This window comes from Micromonospora sp. FIMYZ51, from assembly GCF_038246755.1.
In the GTDB taxonomy this organism is placed as follows: domain Bacteria; phylum Actinomycetota; class Actinomycetes; order Mycobacteriales; family Micromonosporaceae; genus Micromonospora.
In genome coordinates, this window is sequence record NZ_CP134706.1 from 5,388,856 (window position 1) to 5,411,497 (window position 22,642).

At 71.6% G+C, this 22,642-nt stretch carries 18 protein-coding genes; 12 read left to right on the top strand and 6 right to left on the bottom strand.

Annotated features, from left to right (window positions below):
• Positions 1–50: 50 nt before the first annotated feature.
• Complete coding sequence (locus QQG74_RS24050) at positions 51–1,337, top strand: DUF2314 domain-containing protein (protein ID WP_341716998.1); 1,287 nt, start codon at positions 51–53, stop codon at positions 1,335–1,337.
• Here QQG74_RS24050 and gcvT read toward each other — a convergent pair.
• A complete protein-coding gene (gcvT, locus tag QQG74_RS24055; RefSeq protein ID WP_341716999.1) occupies positions 1,330–2,454 on the bottom strand; it encodes a glycine cleavage system aminomethyltransferase GcvT in 1,125 nt (374 codons plus the stop codon). The two genes, QQG74_RS24050 and gcvT, sit on opposite strands and share 8 nt — an antisense overlap.
• A gap of 161 nt (positions 2,455–2,615) precedes the next feature.
• Here gcvT and QQG74_RS24060 point away from each other — a divergent pair, with 161 nt between their 5' ends.
• Complete coding sequence (locus QQG74_RS24060; RefSeq protein WP_341717000.1) at positions 2,616–4,187, top strand: leucyl aminopeptidase; 1,572 nt, start codon at positions 2,616–2,618, stop codon at positions 4,185–4,187.
• A gap of 122 nt (positions 4,188–4,309) precedes the next feature.
• Here QQG74_RS24060 and QQG74_RS24065 read toward each other — a convergent pair whose 3' ends face one another.
• On the bottom strand, positions 4,310–4,639 hold the full coding sequence (locus QQG74_RS24065; protein ID WP_341717001.1) for a hypothetical protein: 330 nt from the start codon (positions 4,637–4,639) through the stop codon (positions 4,310–4,312).
• A 178-nt stretch (positions 4,640–4,817) separates the two neighbouring features.
• On the opposite strand from QQG74_RS24065, the gene lpdA reads away from it, so the two are divergent.
• Together lpdA and sucB are read left to right on the top strand one after the other, a co-directional pair.
• Positions 4,818–6,209 (top strand): dihydrolipoyl dehydrogenase, encoded by a 1,392-nt coding sequence (gene lpdA / locus QQG74_RS24070; protein WP_341717002.1) that lies wholly within the window; start codon positions 4,818–4,820, stop codon positions 6,207–6,209.
• 72 nt (positions 6,210–6,281) lie between these two features.
• A complete protein-coding gene (gene sucB, locus QQG74_RS24075; protein WP_341717003.1) occupies positions 6,282–8,132 on the top strand; it encodes a 2-oxoglutarate dehydrogenase, E2 component, dihydrolipoamide succinyltransferase in 1,851 nt (616 codons plus the stop codon).
• 208 nt (positions 8,133–8,340) lie between these two features.
• On the opposite strand, the gene QQG74_RS24080 is transcribed toward sucB, so the two are convergent.
• Positions 8,341–9,540, bottom strand: coding sequence for an IS110 family transposase (locus tag QQG74_RS24080; RefSeq protein ID WP_341721266.1), 1,200 nt, complete (start codon positions 9,538–9,540; stop codon positions 8,341–8,343).
• Positions 9,541–9,866: 326 nt separating this feature from the next.
• On the opposite strand from QQG74_RS24080, the gene QQG74_RS24085 reads away from it, so the two are divergent.
• Together QQG74_RS24085 and QQG74_RS24090 are read left to right on the top strand one after the other, a co-directional pair.
• Positions 9,867–11,195 carry a low temperature requirement protein A gene (locus tag QQG74_RS24085; RefSeq protein WP_341717004.1) on the top strand — a complete coding sequence of 443 codons (1,329 nt, stop codon included), beginning with the start codon at positions 9,867–9,869 and terminating at the stop codon, positions 11,193–11,195.
• A gap of 235 nt (positions 11,196–11,430) precedes the next feature.
• Complete coding sequence (locus QQG74_RS24090; protein ID WP_341717005.1) at positions 11,431–12,618, top strand: D-alanyl-D-alanine carboxypeptidase; 1,188 nt, start codon at positions 11,431–11,433, stop codon at positions 12,616–12,618.
• Positions 12,619–12,782: 164 nt separating this feature from the next.
• On the opposite strand, the gene QQG74_RS24095 is transcribed toward QQG74_RS24090, so the two are convergent.
• Positions 12,783–13,013 (bottom strand): winged helix-turn-helix domain-containing protein, encoded by a 231-nt coding sequence (locus QQG74_RS24095; RefSeq protein ID WP_341717006.1) that lies wholly within the window; start codon positions 13,011–13,013, stop codon positions 12,783–12,785.
• Positions 13,014–13,329: 316 nt separating this feature from the next.
• Here QQG74_RS24095 and QQG74_RS24100 point away from each other — a divergent pair, with 316 nt between their 5' ends.
• From QQG74_RS24100 to QQG74_RS24110, 3 genes are all read left to right on the top strand, one after another.
• The gene (locus tag QQG74_RS24100; RefSeq protein WP_341717007.1) at positions 13,330–13,743 is read left to right on the top strand and encodes a hypothetical protein; all 414 of its coding nucleotides are present in this window, start codon (positions 13,330–13,332) and stop codon (positions 13,741–13,743) included.
• Between the two features lie 113 nt (positions 13,744–13,856).
• Positions 13,857–14,864 (top strand): aldo/keto reductase, encoded by a 1,008-nt coding sequence (locus QQG74_RS24105; RefSeq protein ID WP_341717008.1) that lies wholly within the window; start codon positions 13,857–13,859, stop codon positions 14,862–14,864.
• Between the two features lie 46 nt (positions 14,865–14,910).
• Complete coding sequence (locus tag QQG74_RS24110; RefSeq protein ID WP_341717009.1) at positions 14,911–15,810, top strand: TIGR01777 family oxidoreductase; 900 nt, start codon at positions 14,911–14,913, stop codon at positions 15,808–15,810.
• A gap of 18 nt (positions 15,811–15,828) precedes the next feature.
• Here the strand turns inward: QQG74_RS24110 and QQG74_RS24115 are convergent, their stop codons facing one another.
• The gene (locus QQG74_RS24115) at positions 15,829–17,028 is read right to left on the bottom strand and encodes a PHB depolymerase family esterase (RefSeq protein ID WP_341721348.1); all 1,200 of its coding nucleotides are present in this window, start codon (positions 17,026–17,028) and stop codon (positions 15,829–15,831) included.
• 307 nt (positions 17,029–17,335) lie between these two features.
• On the opposite strand from QQG74_RS24115, the gene QQG74_RS24120 reads away from it, so the two are divergent.
• On the top strand, positions 17,336–19,153 hold the full coding sequence (locus tag QQG74_RS24120) for a DUF2079 domain-containing protein (protein WP_341717010.1): 1,818 nt from the start codon (positions 17,336–17,338) through the stop codon (positions 19,151–19,153).
• 48 nt (positions 19,154–19,201) lie between these two features.
• Positions 19,202–19,843: a lipoyl(octanoyl) transferase LipB gene (lipB, locus tag QQG74_RS24125; protein WP_341717011.1), complete on the top strand. Its 642-nt coding sequence runs from the start codon at positions 19,202–19,204 to the stop codon at positions 19,841–19,843.
• 96 nt (positions 19,844–19,939) lie between these two features.
• Here lipB and aspS read toward each other — a convergent pair whose 3' ends face one another.
• A complete protein-coding gene (gene aspS / locus QQG74_RS24130; RefSeq protein WP_341717012.1) occupies positions 19,940–21,226 on the bottom strand; it encodes an aspartate--tRNA(Asn) ligase in 1,287 nt (428 codons plus the stop codon).
• A 427-nt stretch (positions 21,227–21,653) separates the two neighbouring features.
• Here aspS and lipA point away from each other — a divergent pair, with 427 nt between their 5' ends.
• Positions 21,654–22,637, top strand: a complete 984-nt coding sequence (gene lipA / locus QQG74_RS24135) for a lipoyl synthase (protein ID WP_341717013.1) — start codon at positions 21,654–21,656, stop codon at positions 22,635–22,637.
• Positions 22,638–22,642 lie beyond the last annotated feature (5 nt).

Sequence of the window (22,642 nt, forward strand, 5' to 3'; positions counted from 1 at the left end):
CGGGTAGCGTTCTCCCACGACAGCACCGCCCGCGGCACCCAGGGGAAGACATGCTCATCACCGACGACTTCCTGCCCGTCCCGGTCCCGGAGTCGCTCAGCGCGACCTACCTGGTGCCGACCGCGGGACTGCCGGCGGTCAGCGCCCGGACGGCGGTACGCGGCCTGACCGGCCGGCTGGCCGAGCCGGTGCACGGGTTGGCCCGGCAGATGCTGGACAGTCCGCTGATGAGCGTCGACGTCCGCCCGATCGGCGAGTTTCCCGAGCTGCCGCCCGACCTGCTCACCGCGTTCGGGGCCAGCGAGGCGCAGCTGGACCGGCTGGCCGCCGCCAGCCACCTGGTGGTGGTGCAGGCCGAGTACCGGCCGGGCTGGCCCCCGGCGCACGAGTGGGCGGCCCGGGCGGTGGCCGCCGCGATCGCCGAGGCGGTCGGCGGTGACGTGGTCGACGTCTTCGGGTTGCAGTTCCTGGACCCGGGTGCGGCGCTGCGCTCGCTGCCCGACGCGCAGGGCCGGGTCCGGCTCGTCGACTGGATCCTGGTGCCGTACTCCTCGGACGCCGACGGCCTCTGGTTCACCACAAAGGGGCTGCGCCGCTTCGGTCTGCTGGAGTTGCAGACCCAGGGCGTGCCGGACCACCTCACCCGGGCCTGGGGCGCGGTGATGACCGGCGCCGCCCGGCGGCTGCTGCGGGACTGGACCGACGGGCTGGCCGGCGACGAGGTACCGGCCTTCGTGCAGTTGCCGGTGCTGGCCACGGTGACCGGCCACGACATCGCGGTGGCGTACGGCAATCCGGAGCAGCACGGCGCGACCCCGCCGGTGCTGCTGCGGCTGGAGTTGGACCCGGCCACCGACCCGGAGGCCGACTCGTTCCTCAGCCTGCGCCCGCCGGCCGGGCATCCCGGCCCGGCCGGGCGCTACTTCGCCGCCGCCTGCGCCACCCTGTTCGCCGGGATCCAGCCCGACGTGCGCTACGCCCGCTCCGGTGACGCGATGAGCCGGGCCATCGCCACCGCCCGGGCCGGGCTCGGCGACATCCGCGCCCGGTTCCGCGCCGGGCAGCTGCCGCCGGAGACCCAGCTGGTGGTCAAGTACGGGTTGCCCGGTGACGACGGCCCCGAGTACGTCTGGGCCGGGGTGACCTCCTGGGACACCCCGGAGCGGATCGTCGCGGTAAGCGCCAGCGACGCCAACACCGACCCCACCGTACGGATCGGCTCACCCGTCGTGGTGGCGGCCAGCGACGTGGTCGACTGGGCCGTTCTCGACGCCAGCGGCGTGATTGAGGGCGGTTGGACCCAGGCCGTCCTCGACGCCGGCAACCCGCTTACCTGACGGAGGGGTGGACGAAGGGCGGGCGGGTCAGCCGGGCGGGGGTGCGGCGGTCGCGGATGTCGATGTGCAGCTCGGTGCCGTCGGGCCGGGCCGGCGTGGTGTCGATCAACGCGAGGGCGATGCCCTGTTTCCTCGTCGGGCTGAACGTGCCGCTGGTGACCCGGCCGACCTGGGTGTCGCCGTGGTACACGGCCATCCCAGGGCGCGGGATGCCCCGGCCGACCACCTCAAGGCCGCGCAGCGTACGCGCCGGGCCGGCGGCCTTCTCCGCGAGCAGCGCGTCCCGGCCCCAGAACGCCGGCTTGTCCCAGCCCACCGCCCAGCCCGCGCGGGCCTGCACCGGGCTGATCTCGGGCGACAGGTCCTGCCCGTGCAGCGGGTAACCCATCTCGGTGCGCAGCGTGTCCCGGGCGGCCAGCCCGCAGGCCCGGGGCGCCGGCTCGGCGGCGAACAGCGCGTCCCAGACCCGGACCGCGTCGCTGGCGGGAACCACCAGCTCGTAGCCCAGTTCCCCGGTGTAACCGGTGCGGCAGACGGTCAGCTCGACGCCGTCCAGGCTGGCCGGCGAGAAGCTCATGTATCCGTGTCCGGTGGGCAGGCCCAGCGCGCCCAGCAGCTCCGCCGAGCGTGGCCCCTGCACGGCGAGTACGGCGTACGCCTCGTGCTCGTCGGTGACCGTGACCCCGGCCGGCGCGGCGGCGCGCAGCCGACGCACCACCTCGGCGGTGTTCGCGGCGTTCGGGATGAGGAAGACGTGGTCGTCGGCGTAGCGGTAGGCGATCAGGTCGTCCACCACCCCGCCGGTGGCGTCGTCGCAGCAGAGGGTGTACTGCGCCTGCCCCGGCCCGATCCGGTCCAGGTCGTTGCTCAGGCAGGCGTTGACGAACGACACCGCCGCCGGGCCGGTCACCCGCACCTTGCCCAGGTGCGACACGTCGAACACGCCGACGTCGGTGCGGACCGCGGTGTGTTCCCGCAGCACTCCCCCGCCGGCGTACTCAAGCGGCATCTCCCAGCCGCCGAACGGGGCGAGTTTGGCGCCGAGTGCGGTGTGCCGCTGGCGCAGCGGAGAACGGCGCAGCCGGGTCGCGGCAGCGTCGGTGGTCACGTCCGTCATGGGTGGCAACTTACCGGGACCCGCAGGGCTGGTTAGCATCGGCGGGACCCCGCCGGCGTCGTCGGCGGGAGACCATACTCTCCGGCGGGTACGGCCCGCTGGAGAGATCCACCGCCGGTACGCCACCCGCGACCGGCCCGGCCCGCCCGGGAGCAGCCTCCGTGACATCGTCCAGCACCACCCTGAGCCTGGTCGACACCGACCCCGCCGAACTCGCCGTCGACGCGATCGTGATCGGCGTGCACAGCACGACCGGCGAGCAGGACGCCACCAGCGGCCTCGCCGGCACCCTGCTGCTCGCCACCGGCGCCGAGAGCATCGCCGCCGCCTTCGACGGCAAGCTGACCGAGACGCTGGCGCTGCTCGGCGCGACCGGCCGGCCGGGCGAGGTGATCAAGTTGGCGACCCTGGGCACGGTGACCGCACCGGTGATCGCCGCCGTCGGTCTGGGCGCGGAACCCAGCGGTGCGGCACCGGAGCCGGAGACCCTACGGCGGGCCGCGGGGGCCGCCGTGCGGGCTCTGGCCGGGGCGCCCCGGGTCGCGCTCACGCTGCCGCTGCCCGACGACGCCGACGTCACCGCCGCCGTGCGGGCGGTCGCCGAGGGGGCGTTGCTCGGTGGCTACCGCTTCGCCGGGTACAAGACCCGGCCCCAGCCGAGCCGGCGCGAGCCGGTGGCCGAGGTGCTGGTGGCCGTGCCGGACGCCACCGACGCGGGGGTGCAGGCCGAGGTGTCCCGGGCTCAGACCGTGGCGGCCGCGGTGCGGCGCACCCGGGACTGGGTAAACATCGCCCCGAACGACCTGCGTCCGCCGGCCTTCGCCGATTCGGTCGCCGAGGCGGCGCGGGCCGCCGGGCTCGGCGTCGAGGTGCTCGACGAGGTCGCGCTCCGCGCGGGCGGCTACGGCGGGATCATCGCCGTCGGGCAGGGGTCGGAGGCCCCGCCGCGCCTGGTGAAGCTGACCTGGACGCCCGAGGGCGGCGGCACCGGCAAGCGGGTGGCGCTGGTCGGCAAGGGCATCACCTTCGACACCGGCGGTGTCTCGATCAAGCCGGCGCAGGGCATGTGGGAGATGAAGTCCGACATGGCCGGGGCGGCGGCGGTGGCCGCCACCATGCTGGCCGTGGCCGAACTGAAGCCGCCGGTGGCGGTGACCGCGTACGTGCCGATGGCGGAGAACATGCCCTCGGGTGCCGCGTACCGGCCGGGCGACGTGATCACCATGTACAACGGCAAGAAGGTCGAGGTGCTCAACACCGATGCCGAGGGCCGGATGATCCTCGCCGACGCGATCGCCCGCGCCTGCGAGGACGGCTGCGACTACCTCTTCGAGACCTCCACCCTCACCGGCGGTCAGGTGGTCGCCCTCGGCAAGCGGATCTCCGGCGTGATGGGCAGCACCGAGCTGTGCGAGCGGGTCCACACCGCCGGCGACGCGGTGGGCGAGCCGGCCTGGCCGATGCCGCTGCCGGACGACGTGCGCAAGGGCATGGACTCCGAGGTCGCCGACATCTCCCAGGTCAACGCCGGGATGGACCGGGCCGGTCACATGCTCCAGGGCGGGGTCTTCCTACGCGAATTCGTCACCGACGAGGTCGCCTGGGCGCACATCGACATCGCCGGCCCGTCGTACCACTCGGGCGAGCCGACCGGCTACTGGACCAAGGGCGGCACCGGCGTACCGGTCCGCACCCTGCTGCACCTGATCGACGACATCGCCACCAACGGCTGAGGTGCAAGGAAGGGCCCCTTGTTAACGCCTGGTGCATAGCAGGGGGCCCCTTTTAACACCTCGGCCAAGGTGGCGCGCAACGCCGAGGCCGGCGGCGCTTCAGTAGAGCTCGGGGCGGCGCTTCAGTAGAGCTCGGGGCGGCGCTTGCGGCGCTCGTTGTAGTCGCGCATGCGCTGCGGATAACCCATCAACGCCACGTCGTAGACCGGGATGCTCAGCCGGTACGCGAAACGCCGCGCGCCGTCCGGCCCGTCGATGCGTCGCCGGGTCCACTCGCCGTCGTCGGCGATCAGGATCACCGTGGTCTCGGTGACCGTGGTACGCGGCTCGATGAACGCCTCGACCCCCTTGCGGGTGCGGACAAAATTCTCAAGATGCTCCAGATCAGCGCGATTGGCCGTACGGTCAGGTTCGGCCGCGCGTGCCCGCTTGCGTCGCCGGAACAGTCCCACTGAGCCGTCTCCCCACCTGTCGCGTCATCGAAGGCAGTGCCAAGGGTACGTGGCGGCGACGTGTCGTTGGGCACCTCGGTACGCGGCTGCGGCGCGGTGGTGACAAGATGGCCGAGGTGGGGTGGCGCTGTTACCCCGCTGTGACCCCCGATGCAGCGAAGCGACCTGGGAGTTGGACGTGAGCGAGCCGAACGACGCAACCTTCGACATCGTCATCCTCGGAGGTGGTAGCGGCGGCTACGCGACCGCGCTGCGCGCCGCCCAGCTGGGGCTTACCGTCGCGCTTGTCGAGAAGGGGAAGCTCGGCGGCACCTGCCTGCACAACGGCTGCATCCCCACCAAGGCGCTGCTGCACGCCGCCGAGATCGCCGACCAGACCCGCGAGTCGGAGCAGTTCGGCATCAAGGCCGAGCTGGTCGGCATCGACATGGCGGGGGTCAACTCGTACAAGGACGGTGTGATCTCCCGGCTCTACAAGGGCCTCCAGGGTCTGGTCAACGGCAACAAGGCCATCACCTTCGTGGCGGGCGCCGGCAAGTTGGTCGCGCCGAACACGGTCGAGGTGGACGGCAAGCGGTACACCGGCCGCAACGTCGTGCTGGCCTCCGGCTCGTACGCCAAGAGCCTGCCCGGCCTGGAGATCGACGGCGAGCGGGTGATCACCAGCGACCACGCGCTGACCCTGGACCGCGTACCCGCCTCGGCGATCGTGCTCGGCGGTGGCGTGATCGGCGTCGAGTTCGCAAGCGTGTGGAAGTCCTTCGGGGTGGACGTGACCATCATCGAGGCGCTGCCCCGGCTGGTCGCCGCCGAGGACGAGGAATCCTCGAAGGCGTTGGAGCGGGCCTTCCGCAAGCGAAAGATCAACTTCAAGGTCGGCAAGCCGTTCGAGAAGGTCGAGAAGACCGACACCGGCGTCAAGGTGACCATCGCCGGCGGCGACACCGTCGAGGCCGAGCTGCTGCTGGTCGCGGTCGGCCGGGGGCCGAACACCGCCGACCTCGGGTACGAGGAGCAGGGCGTCAAGATGGACCGGGGCTACGTGCTCACCGACGAGCGGCTGCGTACCAGCGTGCCGAACGTCTACGCGGTCGGTGACATCGTGCCCGGCCTCCAGCTCGCCCACCGCGGCTTCCAGCAGGGCATCTTCGTCGCCGAGGAGATCGCCGGCCAGAACCCGGCGGTGATCGACGAGGCGGGCATCCCCCGGGTCACCTACTCCGAGCCGGAACTGGCCTCGGTCGGCCTCAGCGAGGCCAAGGCCAAGGAGCAGTACGGTGCTGACAAGATCAAGACTTACAACTACAACCTCGGCGGCAACGGCAAGAGCCAGATCCTCAAGACGGCCGGCTTCGTGAAGCTGGTCCGGGTAGAGGACGGCCCGGTGGTCGGCGTACACATGGTCGGTGCCCGGGTCGGCGAGTTGGTCGGCGAGGCGCAGCTGATCTACAACTGGGAGGCGTACCCGGGCGAGGTGGCACAGCTCGTGCACGCCCACCCGACGCAGAACGAAGCCCTGGGCGAGGCGCACCTGGCCCTCGCCGGCAAGCCGCTGCACGCGCACGCCTGACCACGACGTATCCGCGGCGTCCGGCGACGGGCGATGATCCCCCCACCAGGGAAACGAAGGAGTCTGGAGAACATGCCGGTATCGGTCACCATGCCCCGGCTCGGCGAGAGCGTCACCGAGGGCACCGTCACGCGCTGGCTCAAGCAGGAGGGCGACACCGTCGAGGTGGACGAGCCGCTGCTGGAGGTGTCCACGGACAAGGTCGACACCGAGATCCCGTCCCCCGCGGCCGGCGTGCTGACCCGGATCGTGGTGGGCGAGGACGAGACGGCCGAGGTCGGCAGCGAGTTGGCGGTGATCTCCGGCGAGGGTGAGTCGGCCGGTGGCCCCACCGCGCAGCAGGCTCCCTCCGAGCACCAGGAGTCGCCGCCGCAGCAGGCAGCCGAGGCGGCCGCCGAGCCGCAGGCCGAGGCGGAGCAGTCGGCCGTCCAGGAGCCGGCCGAGCAGGAGCCCACCCAGGCCACCTCGGCGCCGTCGGGCGAGGGCACCCCGGTGCAGCTCCCGGCGCTCGGTGAGAGCGTCACCGAGGGCACCGTCACCCGCTGGCTCAAGCAGGTCGGCGACACCGTCGAGGTGGACGAGCCGCTGCTGGAGGTCTCCACCGACAAGGTCGACACCGAGATCCCGTCACCGGTCGCCGGCACCCTGCTGGAGATCAAGGTCGCCGAGGACGAGACCGCCGACGTCGGCGCAACCCTGGCCGTGATCGGTGCCGCCGGTGCCGCGCCAGCCGAGGCGAAGCCGGCGGCCAAGCCCGAACCGCAGGCGGAGGCCAAGCCCGAGCCGCAGGCGGAGGCCAAGCCCGAACCAGAGCCAGCGGCCAAGCCCGAACCGGAGCCGCAGGTCTCCGAGCCGACGCCGGGCATGTCCTACAACGAGCCGGCCGCGGAGGCCGAGACCGCGCCGGAGCCGGCCAAGGCCGAGCAGGCCGCCACGCCGCCGGCACCCACCCAGGCTCCGCAGCGCGCCGCCGCGCCGAGCGCCAACGGCGAGGCGGCCGGGTACGTGACTCCGCTGGTCCGCAAGCTCGCCAGCGAGCACGGCGTGGACCTCGCGGCGGTGAATGGCACCGGGGTCGGTGGCCGGATCCGCAAGCAGGACGTGCTGGACGCGGCGGAGCAGGCGCGGGCCGCCAAGGCCGCCCCGGCACCGGCCCAGCCGGCTGCGGCCAAGCCGGCCGCCAAGCCGCAGCCGAGCGCCAAGCGCGGCACCACCGAGAAGCTGCCCCGCATCCGCGCGGCCATCGCCAAGCGGATGCACCAGTCGCTCCAGGAGACGGCGCAGCTGACCACCGTGGTCGAGGTGGACGTCACAAAGGTCGCCAAGCTGCGGGCGCAGGCAAAGGACTCGTTCCTCCAGCGGCACGGCGTGAAGCTGTCGTTCCTGCCGTTCTTCGCCCTCGCGGCCATCGAGGCGCTCCAGACGTACCCGATCGTCAACGCCAGCATGGACCTCGAGGCCGGCACGATCACCTACCCCGACGCCGAGAACCTCGGCATCGCGGTGGACACCGAGCGCGGCCTGCTGGTGCCGGTCATCCACAACGCCGGTGACCTCAACCTGGGCGGCATCGCCAAGCGGGTCGCCGACCTGGCGGAGCGGACCCGGACCAACAAGATCAGCCCGGACGAGATCGCCGGTGCGACCTTCACGCTTACCAACACCGGCAGCCGGGGTGCCCTCTTCGACACCCCGATCGTGCCGTCGCCGCAGTCGGCGATGCTCGGCACGGGTGCCGTGGTCAAGCGTCCGGTCGTGGTCAACGACCCGGAACTGGGCGAGGTGATCGCCGTACGCCAGATGGTCTACCTGGCCATGTCGTACGACCACCGGCTGATCGACGGCGCCGACGCGGCCCGCTTCCTGACCGCGGTCAAGGAGCGCCTGGAGGCCGGCAACTTCGAGGCCGAACTGGGCCTGTAACAGTCCCACAAGCACCACGGAGGGCGCCCCGGTCACCACCGAGGCGCCCTCCCCCATCTCCCCGCCCTCCCCATCCCCCTCCCCCACCCCACCCCACCCACCCCGCCCGGCGATCTTGCACTTTTAGTCGCCGGTTTGTCCTGTTTGATGCTTATGCGGGGACAGAAAGTGCAAGATCGCGAGGGGTGGGGTGTCCCTATGGGTTTCGTCAAGCGGGGACGGGGCTGGTCGGGCGGGGTTGGTAGGGGATCTTGTCGCGGAGCATGGCGTATAGGACGTCGCAGCGGCGTCGGGCGAGGCAGATGAGGGCGGCGTTGTGGCGTTTACCTTCGGCGCGTTTGCGGTCGTAGTAGGCGCGGCTGACGGGGTCTGCGAGGGATGCGAACGCGGCGAGGAAGAACGCGCGTTTGAGGTTCTTGTTGCCGCCTCGGGGTGGGTGCTCGCCGCGGATGCTGGTGCCGGAGCGTCGGGTGACGGGGGCGAGGCCGGCGTAGGCGGCGAGGTGGCCGGGGGTGGCGAAGGCGGTGCCGTCGCCGACTTCGAGCAGGATCCGGGCGGCGGTCCTGACGCCGATGCCGGGCATCGATGTCAGGACCGGGGCAAGAGGGTGTGCATCAAGCATCCTCTCGACCTGGTCGGCGACTTGGTCGCGTTGGTGTAGGACGTCGCGGAGGCTGTCGGCGAGACGGGGCAGGATCGTCTCGGCTGCTTGGGTGCCGGGGACGGTGACGGTCTGTTCGTCGAGGGCTGCCATGAGCTGTTCGATGAGCCGTTCACCCATGCGGGGTGCGTGGACGGCGGCGATCGAGAGTAGTTTGCGGCGACCGGCTTTGCGGAGTCCGGCCGGTCCGCCGCAGCGCGACAGCAACTCCAGCACGGCCTTGTGGTGCACCTTCGGGCCGAGAACCCGTTCCAGGGCGGGATGAATCTGGGTGAGTAGTCCCCGGATACGGTTCGACACGCGCGTGGCCTCGCCAGCGAGGTCGTCGTCGAAGCCGACGAGGACCTCCAACTCGGCCAGAGCCTCATCTCCGACGTCGACCCGCCGCAGCGTGTGCGGCAGGGTGCGGGCGGCATCAGCGATGACATAGGCGTCGCGGGCGTCGGTCTTCGCGCTTCCGGGGTGCAGATCGGCGATCCGCCGCATCGCCAGGCCGGGCAGGTAGGCCACCTGATGACCGCATGCCCGAGCCACCGCGACCGGCAGGGCGCCGATCGAGGCGGGCTGGTCGACCACCACCAGCACCCGACCGTGGCCGGCGAGTTTGTCGAACAACTGCCTCAGCCGAGCCTCGGTGTTCGGCAACGGTGCGTCGTGCAGCCGCTTGCCGTCCGGCGCCAACCCGACCGCGTGATGATCACCCTTACCGACATCCAACCCGAGGTAGACGCCGTATCCGCCGTGCACCACACCCGCCTCCACGCATCGTCCGTGGCCTCGGCCACAGGTCCAGGCGTCGGACTGCCGGCACCCACGTTACGAAGAGACCAACCCCAAACAGGGCGGCCGTGTCCCTATCAGCGGTCCGCCGACGCCACCCGACCCGGCGACAACACCCCCCGGATCATGCCTACGACAGGGGCAGGAAGTCATACCGGGCCGGGCGACCGAGGAGTCCCCGGCTGGGGACGATCAAAAAGGTAACGGGTGAGGGGTGGGTTTTTCCTGGTCAGGGGGCGGGTGGGGTGGGGAATCGGGTCCGGTAGCGGTGGGAGGTTGCCAGACTCAGGGCTGTGGGCGACGGGGGGTGGCGAGGGCGGCTGGGGCCAGCCGTGGGGGTGGCGCCGGGTGCCCGGGTCGACCGGTTCGAGGTCTTCTTCGACCTGGTCTTCGTCTTCTCCTTCTTCAACATCGCCCGGTCCACCGCGGCCGATCTCAGCGGCCGTGGGCTGCTGCACGCCCTGCTCGTGCTCGCCGTGCTCTGGTGGTGCTGGGTGGTGCACACGGTGGTCGCCACCCGGATCCGGATCGGCGAGGGCTACGTACCGGTGCTGATGGTGGTCGGGATGGCCGCGCTGTTCTGCTTCGCGCTTGCTCTGCCGCGCGCCTTCGGGGACCCGCAAGGTGGCATCGGCGGGCCGGTCGTGGTGGCGATCAGCTACGTGGTCATCCGGGCCGTGCACCTGGCCCTGTTCCTCCGGGTGGTCCGCGACAACCCGGTGGAGCGCCGGCAACTGCTCCGGTACGCACCCGAGCTGACGCTGAGCACCATCCTGCTGCTCGCCGCCGCGCTGGTGCCGTTGTACCTCCCCGGAACCAGCATGGACGAGCTGATCCGGGACGTGCTCTGGGTGACCGTGGTGCTTCTCCAGTACGGCACCGGGCTGCTCGCCAACACCTGGGGTTGGGAGGTGACCTCGGCGGAGCACTGGACCGAACGGTACGACCTGATCCTCATCATCGCGCTTGGCGAATCGGTGATCTCGGTGGGGCTGGGCAGCAACCTCATCGGTCAGTCGCCGACCTGGCCGGGGATGACCGCGGCGGTCTTCGGCATCGTCTTCACCGCCGCACTCTGGTGGGCACACTACGACGTGATCGGTCCGGCCGCCCGGATCGCCCTGCACGCCAGCCAGGGCCGGCCCCGGGTGCGGATGGCCCGGGACGCATACGCCTACCTCTACCTGCCGATGATCGCCGGGATCATGCTGTTCGCCCTCGGCGCCGAGGGCATCGTGCACGACGTCGCCGAGCCGGGCGTACCGGTCGGTCAGCCGGCGCATGGCCCGGACGTGCCGCTGCTGTTCGGCGGGGTGCTCTGTTACCTGGCCGGGAACATGCTCTTCCAGCTGCGCACCCTGCACACGCTCTCCTGGCTGCGGCTGGGCACCCTGGCCGTGCTCGCGGTCGCCATCCCACCAGCCATGCACCTGCCGGGGCTTGGCGCGCTTGCCCTGCTGACCGCGATCTGCGTCGGCCTGGCCGTCGCCGAGGTGGTGCTGATGTCCGAGGCCCGGCAGGCGCTGCGTGCCGTGGTCTTCGAGGAGCGCACCGCCCACGAGGCCGGCGAGGCCGCCTACCGTGCCCGCTGGCGCGAGAACCCACCCGGATCGGCGTCCTGAGAAACGCCTTCAGAGGCGACGAGCCGGCACCTTCCGGGACACGTCTCGTCCCGCCCTTCGAAGCGGCACAACGGCGACGGCCCAGCGGCATCGGTCGAATTGGCGGCGGTTGCCGACGCGGGTGACCAAGGACGAACAGGCGGGTGCCAAGGCACTCAGGCCGCTCGCCGGTGTCGATACGCCGCGCCTTCCCCAACCGCCGCGCGCCAGTCGAACGACAACTACCGTGCGTGACGTGACCTCTTCTCGGGTACTTGCCGTCGTGGTGAGCGTCGGGCTCGCCTCCGCCGCCGGACCGGTCGCGACTCCTGCGCGGGCCGCAGGCACACCGCATCAACCGTGTCCCACTCTGGAGGTGCCGGCCCGGCCGTCCGCCACCCCGTCACCACCCCCGGTCGACCTCGCCGACCAGTCCGTCGGCGGCCCGGCCCTGGCAACGTCCGGCCTCGTCGCGCCAGCCGGCGCGCCGCAGGTGCCGGCCGTCACCGCCACCTCCTGGGTCGTGGCCGACCTGCGCAGTGGGCTGGTTCTCGGTGGCTGCGGACCGCACGAGCACCGCACCCCGGCCAGTGTGCAGAAGCTGCTGCTCGCCGCGACCCTGCTGCCCCGTCTCGACCCGCGCCAGGTCGTCGAGGTGAAGCGGGACGATCTGCATGATCTCGATCCGGAGAGCTCGTTGATGGGTGTGGTCCCCGGTGGCCGGTACACGGTCGAGGATCTGTGGTTCGGGCTGCTCCTCGAATCGGGCAACGACGCCGCCAACGTGTTGGCCCGCCTCGGCGGCGGTGCGGCCGGGCGGGCCGGTGGCGTACAGGCGATGAACGACGAAGCGCGCCGGTTGCGCGCCAACCAGACCCACGCGGCGACACCCTCCGGACTGGACGGACCCGACCAGTACACAAGCGCGTACGACCTCGCGCTGATCACCCGGGCCGCCTTCGCCCGCGAGGACTTCCGTCGGTACCTGGCGACCCGGGTCGCGCAGATCCCGGCGCAGCCGGGACGGTCGGCGTTCGCGATCACGAACGACAACACGATGATGGACGGCTACCCCGGGATGCTCGGCGGCAAGACGGGCTTCACCGATCTGGCCCGGCAGACGTACGTCGGGGTGGCCGAACGCGACGGCCGTCAACTCGTGGTGACCCTGCTCGGCGCGGAGACCGCTCCGTTGGGCAGCCTCGGTGCGGCGGCAGCGCTGTTGAACTGGGGATTCAGTCTTTCGCCGGAGAAGTCCGTCGGTCACCTGGTGACGCCGGAGGAGAAGAAGGACAACCCGGTGGCTCTCGCCGCTGGCGGCCGGGCCGGTGGGCCCGCCGGGTCGTCGTCGCTGTCGCTGCCGGCCGCACTGGCTCTCGGCACCGTACTCGTTGTCGGGTTCGGGGTGATCGCCGGGCGACGGCGGCACGCCCGCCACCGGTAAGCATTGGTTCGGCGGCCACCGAAAAGCACGCCGAGGCGGCACGAGCTTTCGGCATGCTCACCAGCGCCGTCCTGGCGACGGGCCGCACCACTCGCCGCCGCCTCGCCGACCTGATGATCGTTCGGCCGGTACGTCGCCCCTGACCCCGCAGCGGGATTTCGCGGTCAGCCCACCGGGGGTTGCTCGGCCACGAACACCCCAAGACCATGCACGCCCTCAACCAAACCTTCGGTCTTGAGCACGATCATGGCGTGATTCACCACTCCGGCCGACACGCCGTGCTCCGCACGGAGCTGAGCCGTGGACGGCAGCTTGTCGCCGGGTGCGAGTTCTCCGGACGCGATCTGCTCTCGGATATGGTCCGCGAGCTGCGCCCACTTCGGTTTGGCGGGCATCCGTACTCCCTGGTCTGCACCGCCATTTGATCACGCCTCGCTTCTATCGACAAGTAAGCAGTACTCGGTGGTTGACCTATGCATAGTACTCTGTATAAGTTGCTTACATCCGGCTCCCTGGTCTGCAACCCGGAGTTGGTCGTCCTGCGCAGGACTGCCCGGTCGATCCCTCCCCCGTGGGTCGGCCGGGCCACCACGCCCGCCCGCTCCCCGCGGGCAGGACTCACCAGCAGGCCCGGGGCGGGTGCCGGGCTCCGACCGGTAGCGCGCCGGCCGTCCCCGCCCGTCTCGGTGCCGCTTCGTCTGGAGGTACGACGTGCAGCCAGCCCCCGAACCGCGGACCCCACCACCGCCCAACTCCCGCTGGCACCACGAGCCGGCCCGCGCCACCGCGCGACTCGGACCGCTCGCCCCAGCACAGACCCGGCGGCCCAACTTCGTCGGCCTCGTGCAGGATGGCGCCGGCGGGCGGACGCTGGTGACGACGACGGCCCCGCACATGCCGCTGCGCCCGCTGTGGCTGTGCCGGGCCTGCGCCGCTCCCTGGCCCTGCGGGTCCGCCCGGGTCACCCTGCTCCGGGAGTACGCACACGACCGGGTAGCGCTGCTGGTCTACCTGGGCGGCCAACTCCACGACGCCGCCGAACAGCTGTACCGCCTCAACCCGAACGACGGCCCGAACCCGAAGCAGCTCTTCGACCGCTTTCTCGGCTGGGCTCGGCTGCGGTGATCGATTGTCGACCCGGCCGGATCATCGTCGGGCGACGGCGTGCGGCACGGGGCGTGACCTGTTCGGCAGCGGCGCTTGACTTCGAGTGGGCTCTAAGCGGAACGCTTGTCGGCATGACGATCACACGGGTACTGGGACGCAGCGGAATCGAGGTCAGCGCGATCGGCCTGGGATGCTGGGCCATCGGTGGACCGCTGTGGGGCGACGACGGGCAGCCGTTCGGCTGGGGCGAGGTCGACGACGACGAGTCGGTGCGGGCCATCCACGCCGCGCTCGACCACGGCGCGAACTTCTTCGACACGGCCAGCAACTACGGTGCCGGGCACAGCGAACGGGTGCTCGGCCGGGCCCTCGCGGGACGCCGTGACCAGGTGGTGATCGCCACCAAGTTCGGCCACACCTCGGACGAGGCGACCCGCCGGGCCACCGGCACCGACCACAGCCCGGGCTACGCGGTGGCCAGCCTCCGGGCGTCCCTGCGCCGGCTCGGCACCGACCACGTCGACCTGTTCCAGCTGCATCTGAACGACCTGCCGACCGCCGCCGCGCTCGATCTGGTCGACACGCTGGAGGCCGAGGTCACCAAGGGCACGATCCGGGCGTACGGCTGGAGCACCGACGATCCGGCCTCGGCGGCGACCTTCGCGGCAGCCGCCCCGCACTGCGCGACGATCCAACACGACCAGTCCGTGCTGCGGGACAACGCCGAGATGCTGACGGTCTGCGCGGCGTACGACCTGGCCAGCATCAACCGGGGACCACTGGCGATGGGGCTGCTCACCGCCGCGACCCGCGCCCTCGGCGCGGACGACGTGCGGGGCCGGGCACCGGAGTGGCTGCCCTGGTTCACCGACGGTCGGCCGGATCCGCAGTGGGCCGAGCGGGTCGCCCGGGTCCGCGCGGCACTCACCGCCGACGGCCGCACCCTGGCCCAGGGCGCGCTCGGCTGGTTGCTGGCGCGCAGCCCGCGTACGGTGCCGATCCCCGGTTTCCGCACGGTGGCCCAGGTCGAGGAGAACCTCCGCACCCTCGCCCTCGGCCCGCTGCCCGACGCCGCGTACGCCGAGGTGGAACGTCTCCTGGCGGAGCTGCGCCAACCCGCCGCCCCGGTGGTCGGGTAACCGGGCCGAGCCGCCTCTGCTGCCGCGCGTACCCGAAGATATGAGCATGCGGATCCTCATGGCCGGCGCGTCCGGCTTCCTCGGCACCCGACTGGTCGACCAGCTCGTCGCCGACGGGCACCAGGTGACCCGGCTGGTACGTCGACCGCCGCGCAGCCCGGACGAGCGGCAGTGGCAGCCCTCGACGGCACAGCTCGACCCGGCGCTCATCGCCGAGGCGGACGCGGTGGTCAACCTGGCCGGGGCCGGTGTCGGTGACAAGCGCTGGACCGACCAGTACAAGCAGCTGATCCGGTCCAGCCGGGTGGACACCACCTCCACGCTGGCCATCACCATCGCCGGGTTGCCGGCCGCCGACCGGCCCGAGGTGCTGCTGAACGCCTCGGCGATCGGCTGGTACGGCAACACCGGCGACCGGGTGGTGGAGGAGGACGCACCGGCCGGTGAGGGCTTCCTCGCCGACGTGGCCCGGGTCTGGGAGGCGGCGACCCGGCCGGCCGAGGACGCCGGGGTGCGGGTGGTCCGGCTGCGCACCGGCCTGCCGTTGCACCGCGACGGCGGGTTGCTCAAGCCGCAGCTGTTGCCGTTCAAGCTGGGCATCGCCGGCCGGCTCGGCAGCGGACGGCAGTGGATCCCGTGGATCTCGATGGTCGACTGGTTGCACGCCAGCACGTTCCTGCTGGCCCGGGCCGACCTCGCCGGGCCGGTGAACGTGGTGGGGCCGGCGCCGGTGACAAACGCCGAGTTCACCCGGGAACTGGCCCGTCAGCTGCGCCGGCCGGCGATCATCCCGATCCCCGCGCTGGCCCTGCGGGTGGCCCTGGGCGGCTTCGCCCAGGAGGCGCTGACCAGCACGCGGGTCCTGCCCGGGGTGCTCAACCGCGCCGCATTCACCTTCCGCCACCCCGACCTCCCCAGCGCCCTGCACGCCGCCCTGCACGACTGATCGCCGCCCGGGCGGCGATCAGCAGCCGATCACCCAGTGGTTGGGGCCGGTCTGGCGCAGCGCGGTGGTGTAGAAGGTGTTGTACAGCCCCATCCGCTGGTGGGAGCCGTTGGCATAGGCGTAACCGCCCGAGTGGTACGCCCGGCCGGCGACCACGTGCGCGTAGTTGCTGGCGGTGACGCAGGTGGGACTCGGCGTCGGCGACGCGCTCGGGCTCGGCGTCGCGCTCGGGCTCGGCGTCGCGCTCGGGCTCGGCGACGCGGTCGGGCTGGCGGTCGGGGTCGGCACCGGGCCGCCGCCGGTCAGGCCGAAGAAGAGCGCGTCCCGGTACGCCGAGCAGATGGTGTCCAGGAAGTACGCGGCGGCGGTGCCGCACTGGTCGGCGCCGGAACCCGGATCGACCGGGGTGCCGTGGCCCATGCCGGAGACCCGGTAGACGCGGACCACGTCACTGCCGTACACCTCCACTGTGGTGTTCGCCGGCAGTTGCGTGGTGCTGGTCGGCGTCTGCGTCACGCCGAGCACGTTTGTCCACTGGTCGCGGGACTCGGTGGCGTTCGCCGCCGCCACCGTGTAGTCGGCGGTACCGTGCCAGATGGCCACCTTCGGCCGCGGTCCCGAGTAGCCCGGGTGGGCACTGCGGACCAGGTCACCCCATTGCGCCGGGGTCTTGTCCACGCCCGGGCTCATGCAGGAGAACGCGTTCACCATCCCGGTGGCGCACCGGTGGGGAACACCGGCGATGATCGAGCCGGCGGCGAAGACGTCCGGGTAGGTGGCGAGCATCGTCGCGCTCATCGCCCCGCCGGCCGACAGTCCGCTGACGTACACCCGGTTGGCGGCCGTACCGTAACTGGACCTGGCGTGGTCGACCATCTGCTTGATGGACAGGGCCTCGCCCTGGCCCCGGCTGGTGTCGCCGGTCTCGAACCAGTTGAAGCAGGAACTGGAGTTGTTGGCGGCCCGCTGCTCGGGCAGGATCAGCGCGAACTTCCACTGGTCGGCGTACTTCTGCCAGCCGGAGTTGGCGAAGTAGCCGGCCGCGTTCTGGGCGCAGCCGTGCAGCAGCACGACCGCGGGTGCGCCCGACGGGAGGTTGTCCGGCCGGTAGGCGTACATGGCGAGGTTGCCGGGGTTGGAGCCGAAGCTGGTCACCTGGGTCAGGGACGCGGCCTGGGCGGGGGCGGCGACCGCCACCAGCGCGGTGGCGGCGGCCATGACCAGGCCGGCCAGCAGGCCGGCGAGACGACCGGTCAGAGTACGGGGACGGCGGCGCACGGAGACCTCCGTTGGGTGTGAGCTGGGTCACCGATAATTGCCGTGACGTTACGTCGGTGTGTCGCAGCTGTGACATGGCGACCGTGCACACATTCGTCGATGCGCAGGTGTGGCTCCGGCTCGCCGGCACTCTTGCGGGTTGCGTTGTTAAGAAGGGACCCTTTACCTACCCCAGGCGTTAATAAGGGGCCCTTCCTTACACCGGGTCTGACCGGGCTGTCCCGGTGCGGTTGGTAACGTCCGCTAGGTGCCCACCTCCCCGTCCGTGGCGTCCGCGCCCACCTCGCCGCCGCGCGTCGCCCGTGACCGCCGGGCCGATCTGATCGTGACCCTTGTCGCGCTGGCACTCGCCGTCTGGGTGACAAGCGGGCTGTGGCGGGATCCGAACGGCCGGGCGATCACGGTCAACTCCAGCGACCAGGCGTTGTTCGAGTGGCTGCTGGCCTTCGGCGGGCACACGGTGAGCCACGGGCAGAACCCGCTCTTCACGTACCTGATCAACGTTCCGGACGGGGTCAACCTCGCGGTCAACACCTCGATCACCGTGTACGCGGTGGTCTTCGCCCCGCTGACGTACCTGATCGGACCGCCGGCCACCTTCCTGGTGATCCTCACCCTCAACCTGGCCGCCACCGCGGTCGCCTGGTACTGGCTGCTCTCCCGGCACCTGGTCGGCAGCCGGCTGGCCGCTGCCGTCGGCGGCCTGTTCATCGGCTTCTCCCCCGGCATGGTCTCGCACGCCAACGCCCATTTGAACTGGACCGCCGGCTGGTTGGTGCCGCTGCTGGTGTGGCGGGTCTTCGCGCTACGCCGCACCGGGCACTGGCGGCGCGACGGCGTGCTGCTCGGGCTGCTCGTCGCGGTCGCGTTCTCGATCGCCGCCGAGGGGTTGTTCTTCACCGCGCTGGCGCTCGGCGTCTTCGTCGCGGTCTGGGCGCTGCACCCCGCCAACCGGGCCGAGGCCCGCGCCGTGCTGCCGTCCTTCCTGCGCGGGCTGGCGGTGACCGCGGTGGTCGCCGGAGTGCTCCTGGCGTACCCGCTCTGGCTGCACTTCGCCGGACCGCAGCGGTTCCACGGCACCGGCTTCGACGCGGTGATCCACTCCGAGGACATCGCGGCGTACGCGGCGTACCCGCGTCGCTCGCTGGCCGGCGAGGCGGGCTTCGGCACCTCGCTGGCGCCGAACCCCACCGAGGAGAACTCCTTCTTCGGGCTACCGCTGCTGGTACTCGCCGTCGGCTGTTTCGTGCTGCTGTGGCGCAGCGCCGACCCCCGGCGACGGGCCACCCTCTGGGCGCTGGGCGTGCTCGCGGTGGTCTTCACCACGCTCTCCTTCGGACCGGTGGCCAAGGTCGACGGTCGCCGGACCGACCTGCCGATGCCGTTCGACCTGCTCGGGCACCTGCCGGTGGTGAACGCCGCGCTACCCGCCCGGCTGGCGCTTGTGGTGACGCCGGTGATCGGCCTGCTGCTGGCGTACGCCGTGGACCAGTTGCGTCGCCGCCCGCCGCGCCGCGCGGCGGCGGTGGCCTGGACGGTCGGCTTCGCGGTGGCGCTGGTGCCGCTCTTCCCGACGCCGCTGCTGACCATCAAACGGGAGCCGATTCCGCGCTTCATCACCTCGGGTGCCTGGCGCGACTACGTCTCCCCCGGTGGGGTGCTGACCCCGGCGCCGCTGGCCCTGGACGTCTACCCGGACGGCCAGCGTTGGCAGGCGTACGCGCTGGCGCACCGGCAGGGCGAGTTCGCCATCCCGTCCGGCTTCTTCCTCGGCCCCGGCGGACCCGACGGCCGGGGCCGGATCGGACCGGTGCCCCGCCCGTTCGGTGCGCTACTGGATCAGGCCGCCCGCAGTGGCCTGCCACCGATCGTCACCGAGGGCACCCGCGAGGAGGTCCAGGCCGACCTGGCGCACTGGCGGATCGAGACGGTGGTGCTCGTCGACGAGGTGCACGGCGCCAAGTGGCCGGTCGACGAGGAGGCGGTCCGGCGGACGCTCACCACGTTGCTCGGCGAGCCGGAGCGGGTCGAGGACGTCTGGCTCTGGCGGGTCCGGCAGCCGTGAGCCGGCTCACCGAGGGTGACTGGCGAGTACGGGTCTAGGCTGGTGAGCGTGACCGCGACGACCTCCGGCCTGACGGCCGTGCCCGCCGGCATCCTCGACTACACCGCCGCCTGGGACGAGCAGCGTCGCCGGCACGAGGCGGTGGTCGCCGGCGAGCAGGGCGACACCGTGCTGCTGCTGGAGCATCCGAGCGTCTACACCGCGGGCAAGCGCACCGAGCCATGGGACCGGCCGGTCGACGGCACGCCGGTGGTCGACGTCGACCGTGGCGGCAAGATCACCTGGCACGGTCCGGGGCAACTGGTCGGGTACCCGATCCTGCGCCTGCCCGACCCGGTCGACGTGGTCGCGTACGTCCGACGGGTCGAGCAGCTGCTCATCGACGTGTGCGCCGAGTTCGGCCTGGCCGCCGACCGGATCGAGGGCCGCAGCGGGGTCTGGGTCCCGGCCGACGACCGGGGGCCGGCCCGCAAGGTCGCCGCCATCGGCATCCGGGTCGCCCGGGGCGTCACCCTGCACGGCTTCTCCATCAACTGCGACTGCGACCTGACCTACTTCGACCGGATCGTGCCGTGCGGCATCCGGGACGCCGGAGTCACCTCGCTCACCGCCGAACTGGCCCGCCCGATCACCGTCGCCGACGTACTCCCCGTCGTCGAACGCCACCTCCCCACCCTCCTCACCACCTGACCTCACCTCACCCGGCCCGCGCTGTCGATCAAGAGGTTTGCGTCGGCGTCCGGCCGGAGCGCGACGCAAACCTCTTGATCAACTCTGCGGGGTCACTTACGGGGTCAGCCGGTGCAGGTCGCGGGGGAAGGCGGTGACCTCGCGGATGTTGGGTGCGCCGATCAGGCGGGCGACGAGGCGTTCCAGGCCGATGGCGAAACCGCCGTGCGGCGGCATGCCGGAGCGGAAGGCGTCGAGATAGCCGGCGTACGGCTCGACCGGCTCGCCGCGTGCGGCAAGGGCCGCCAGGTAGTCGGCGTGCCGGTGCAGCCGCTGCCCACCGGTGACCAGCTCCAGCCCACGAAAGAGCAGGTCGAACCCATTGGAGTGGCCCGGTCGGACCGGGTCGGGGTGGGTGTAGAAGGGCCGTTTCGCCATCGGGTACCCGGTGACGAAAACGAAGTCCGAGCCGTGTTCGCGGCGGGCCCACTCCCCCAGCGCCCGTTCGTGCCCCGGCGCGAGATCCGGTTCGTCGGCGGGCGCACCGGCGATCCGGAGCGCCTCGGTGAAGTGCACGGTCGGGATCTGCGCGGGCACCGCCGGCAGGTCCACACCGAGGGTGACGCAGGCGGCGGCGGCCCGCTCGCCGACCGCGTCGAGCATTCCCGCGAGGGTGTCCCGGAGCACCGCCATCACCTCCCGGTGGTCGGTGACGAAACCCAGTTCGGCGTCGAGCGAGGTGTACTGCGCCAGGTGTCGTACGGTGTCGTGCGGTTCGGCCCGGAACACCGGCCCGACCTCGTAGACCCGTTCGAAGACACCGACCATGAGCTGCTTGTAGAACTGCGGCGACTGGGCCAGGTACGCCGGCCGGCCGAACCAGTCCAGCGCGAACACGTTCGCGCCGCTCTCCGTGGCCGAGGCGACCACCTTCGGCGTGTGGATCTCCACGAACCGCCGGGCGTCCAGTGCGGCCCGGAACCCGGCCACCGCCGCCGCCGAGATCCGCAGCGCGGCGGACCTCCTCGGGTGCCGCAGGGCCACCGGAGCATTGTCGAGCTGGGTGGGCAGGCTCGCGTTCAGGGTCGGCCGGTAGAGGTCGAACGGCGGCGCTACGGCGGGCGGGCCGAGCGGACGTACCGTCGGGTCGGTCAGCTCAACCCCGGCGGGCGCCGCCGGGTTGGCGGCCACCGTCGCCACCACCTCCACCACGGTCTCCTCGGGCAGCGCCTCGACCTCGGCGCGGGTCGCCGGGTCGGTGACCACGACCTGGGCGAGGCCGGCGGCGTCCCGCACGATCAGGAAGGCCACCGACTTGAGTAGCCGGCGGCGGTGGACCCAGCCGGCGATCCGGACGCTACGGCCGGGGTACGAAGTGAGTTGGTCGGACCGGATGCGTTGCATGTGGGCTGCTCCTCGGTTGATCGCGACGCCTCACCACCTCGGGCGGCGAAGCATCGCTCCAGCCCCGGGAGGTGTGGGCGAGCGGGACCTCGCGGTGCCACCACACCTTCACCCCGCCTGCGCGGGAGCCTCGTTCGTCGCCTTTTCACCGGGGCCAGCCGGGCGGGCTCTACTTGGCGCGCAGTTGTTAAAAGGGGGCCCTTCCTCTACCGCAGGCGTTAACAAGGGGCCCTTCCTTGCACCAACAACTGGCGGTTCGACGCGCTACTCGGCTCCGTCGTCGCTTTGCGTGCCAGACGCTAACAGCTCGGGCGGTCGGCGTGTTACCTCTTTTTCTCGCCCTCGGTGTCCGGTGTCACAGGGTTTTCGGGGTGACGGCGGTCGCCTCAGTTCATCGACCGGTGCCGTGCGGCGTAGGCTCGTTTTTGTGACGATCGAGCACTCCGCGCCGACGACCGGCCCGGCCGCGCGTACCGCGACGCCCGCCCCCGAAGGACGGCGGCTGCTGCGGATCGAGGCGCGCAACGCCGAGACGCCGATCGAGCGCAAGCCACCGTGGATCAAGGTCAAGGCCAAGATGGGCCCGGAGTACACCCAGCTGCGCGGGCTGGTCGCCCGCGAAGGGTTGCACACCGTGTGCCAGGAGGCCGGCTGCCCCAACATCTACGAGTGCTGGGAGGACCGCGAGGCCACCTTCCTCATCGGCGGTGACCAGTGCACCCGGCGCTGCGACTTCTGCCAGATCGACACCGGCAAACCGGCCGAGTTCGACGCCGACGAGCCGCGCCGGGTGGCCGAGTCGGTGGTGTCGATGGGTCTGCGGTACGCCACAATCACCGGTGTCGCCCGGGACGACCTGCCCGACGGCGGTGCCTGGCTGTACGCCGAGACGGTCCGGCAGATCCACGCCCTGCAACCCGGTTGCGGCGTCGAGCTGCTGATCCCCGACTTCAACGCCGTGCCCGAGCAGTTGGCCGAGGTGTTCGGCGCCCGGCCCGAGGTGCTGGCGCACAACGTCGAGACGGTGCCGCGGATCTTCAAGCGGATCCGGCCGGCGTTCCGTTACGAGCGTTCCCTGGACGTGATCCGGCAGGCCCGCACCGCCGGCCTGGTCACCAAGAGCAACCTGATCCTGGGCCTCGGCGAGGAGCGCGCCGAGATTGCCCAGGCCCTGCGGGACCTGCACTCCGCCGGCTGCGAGCTGATCACCATCACGCAGTACCTGCGCCCCTCCCCCCGGCACCACCCGGTCGAGCGTTGGGTCAAGCCGGAGGAGTTCGTCGAGCTGACCGCCGAGGCCGAGGAGATCGGTTTCGCCGGGGTGATGAGCGGGCCGCTTGTGCGTTCCTCGTACCGCGCCGGTCGCCTCTACCAGCAGGCCCTGGCCGCCCGCCAACCCGCCCTCTCCTGACTCCG

What these genes read in the sequence shown, in the direction of transcription:
- sucB (WP_341717003.1), top strand. Translation starts at nt 6,282, where the DNA reads ATGCCGGTATCGGTCACCATGCCCCGGCTCGGCGAGAGCGTCACCGAG.
- QQG74_RS24110 (WP_341717009.1), top strand. Translation starts at nt 14,911, where the DNA reads ATGCGGATCCTCATGGCCGGCGCGTCCGGCTTCCTCGGCACCCGACTG.
- gcvT (WP_341716999.1), bottom strand. Translation starts at nt 2,454, where the DNA reads ATGACGGACGTGACCACCGACGCTGCCGCGACCCGGCTGCGCCGTTCT.
- QQG74_RS24050 (WP_341716998.1), top strand. Translation starts at nt 51, where the DNA reads ATGCTCATCACCGACGACTTCCTGCCCGTCCCGGTCCCGGAGTCGCTC.
- QQG74_RS24105 (WP_341717008.1), top strand. Translation starts at nt 13,857, where the DNA reads ATGACGATCACACGGGTACTGGGACGCAGCGGAATCGAGGTCAGCGCG.
- QQG74_RS24115 (WP_341721348.1), bottom strand. Translation starts at nt 17,028, where the DNA reads ATGGCCGCCGCCACCGCGCTGGTGGCGGTCGCCGCCCCCGCCCAGGCC.
- QQG74_RS24095 (WP_341717006.1), bottom strand. Translation starts at nt 13,013, where the DNA reads ATGCCCGCCAAACCGAAGTGGGCGCAGCTCGCGGACCATATCCGAGAG.
- aspS (WP_341717012.1), bottom strand. Translation starts at nt 21,226, where the DNA reads ATGCAACGCATCCGGTCCGACCAACTCACTTCGTACCCCGGCCGTAGC.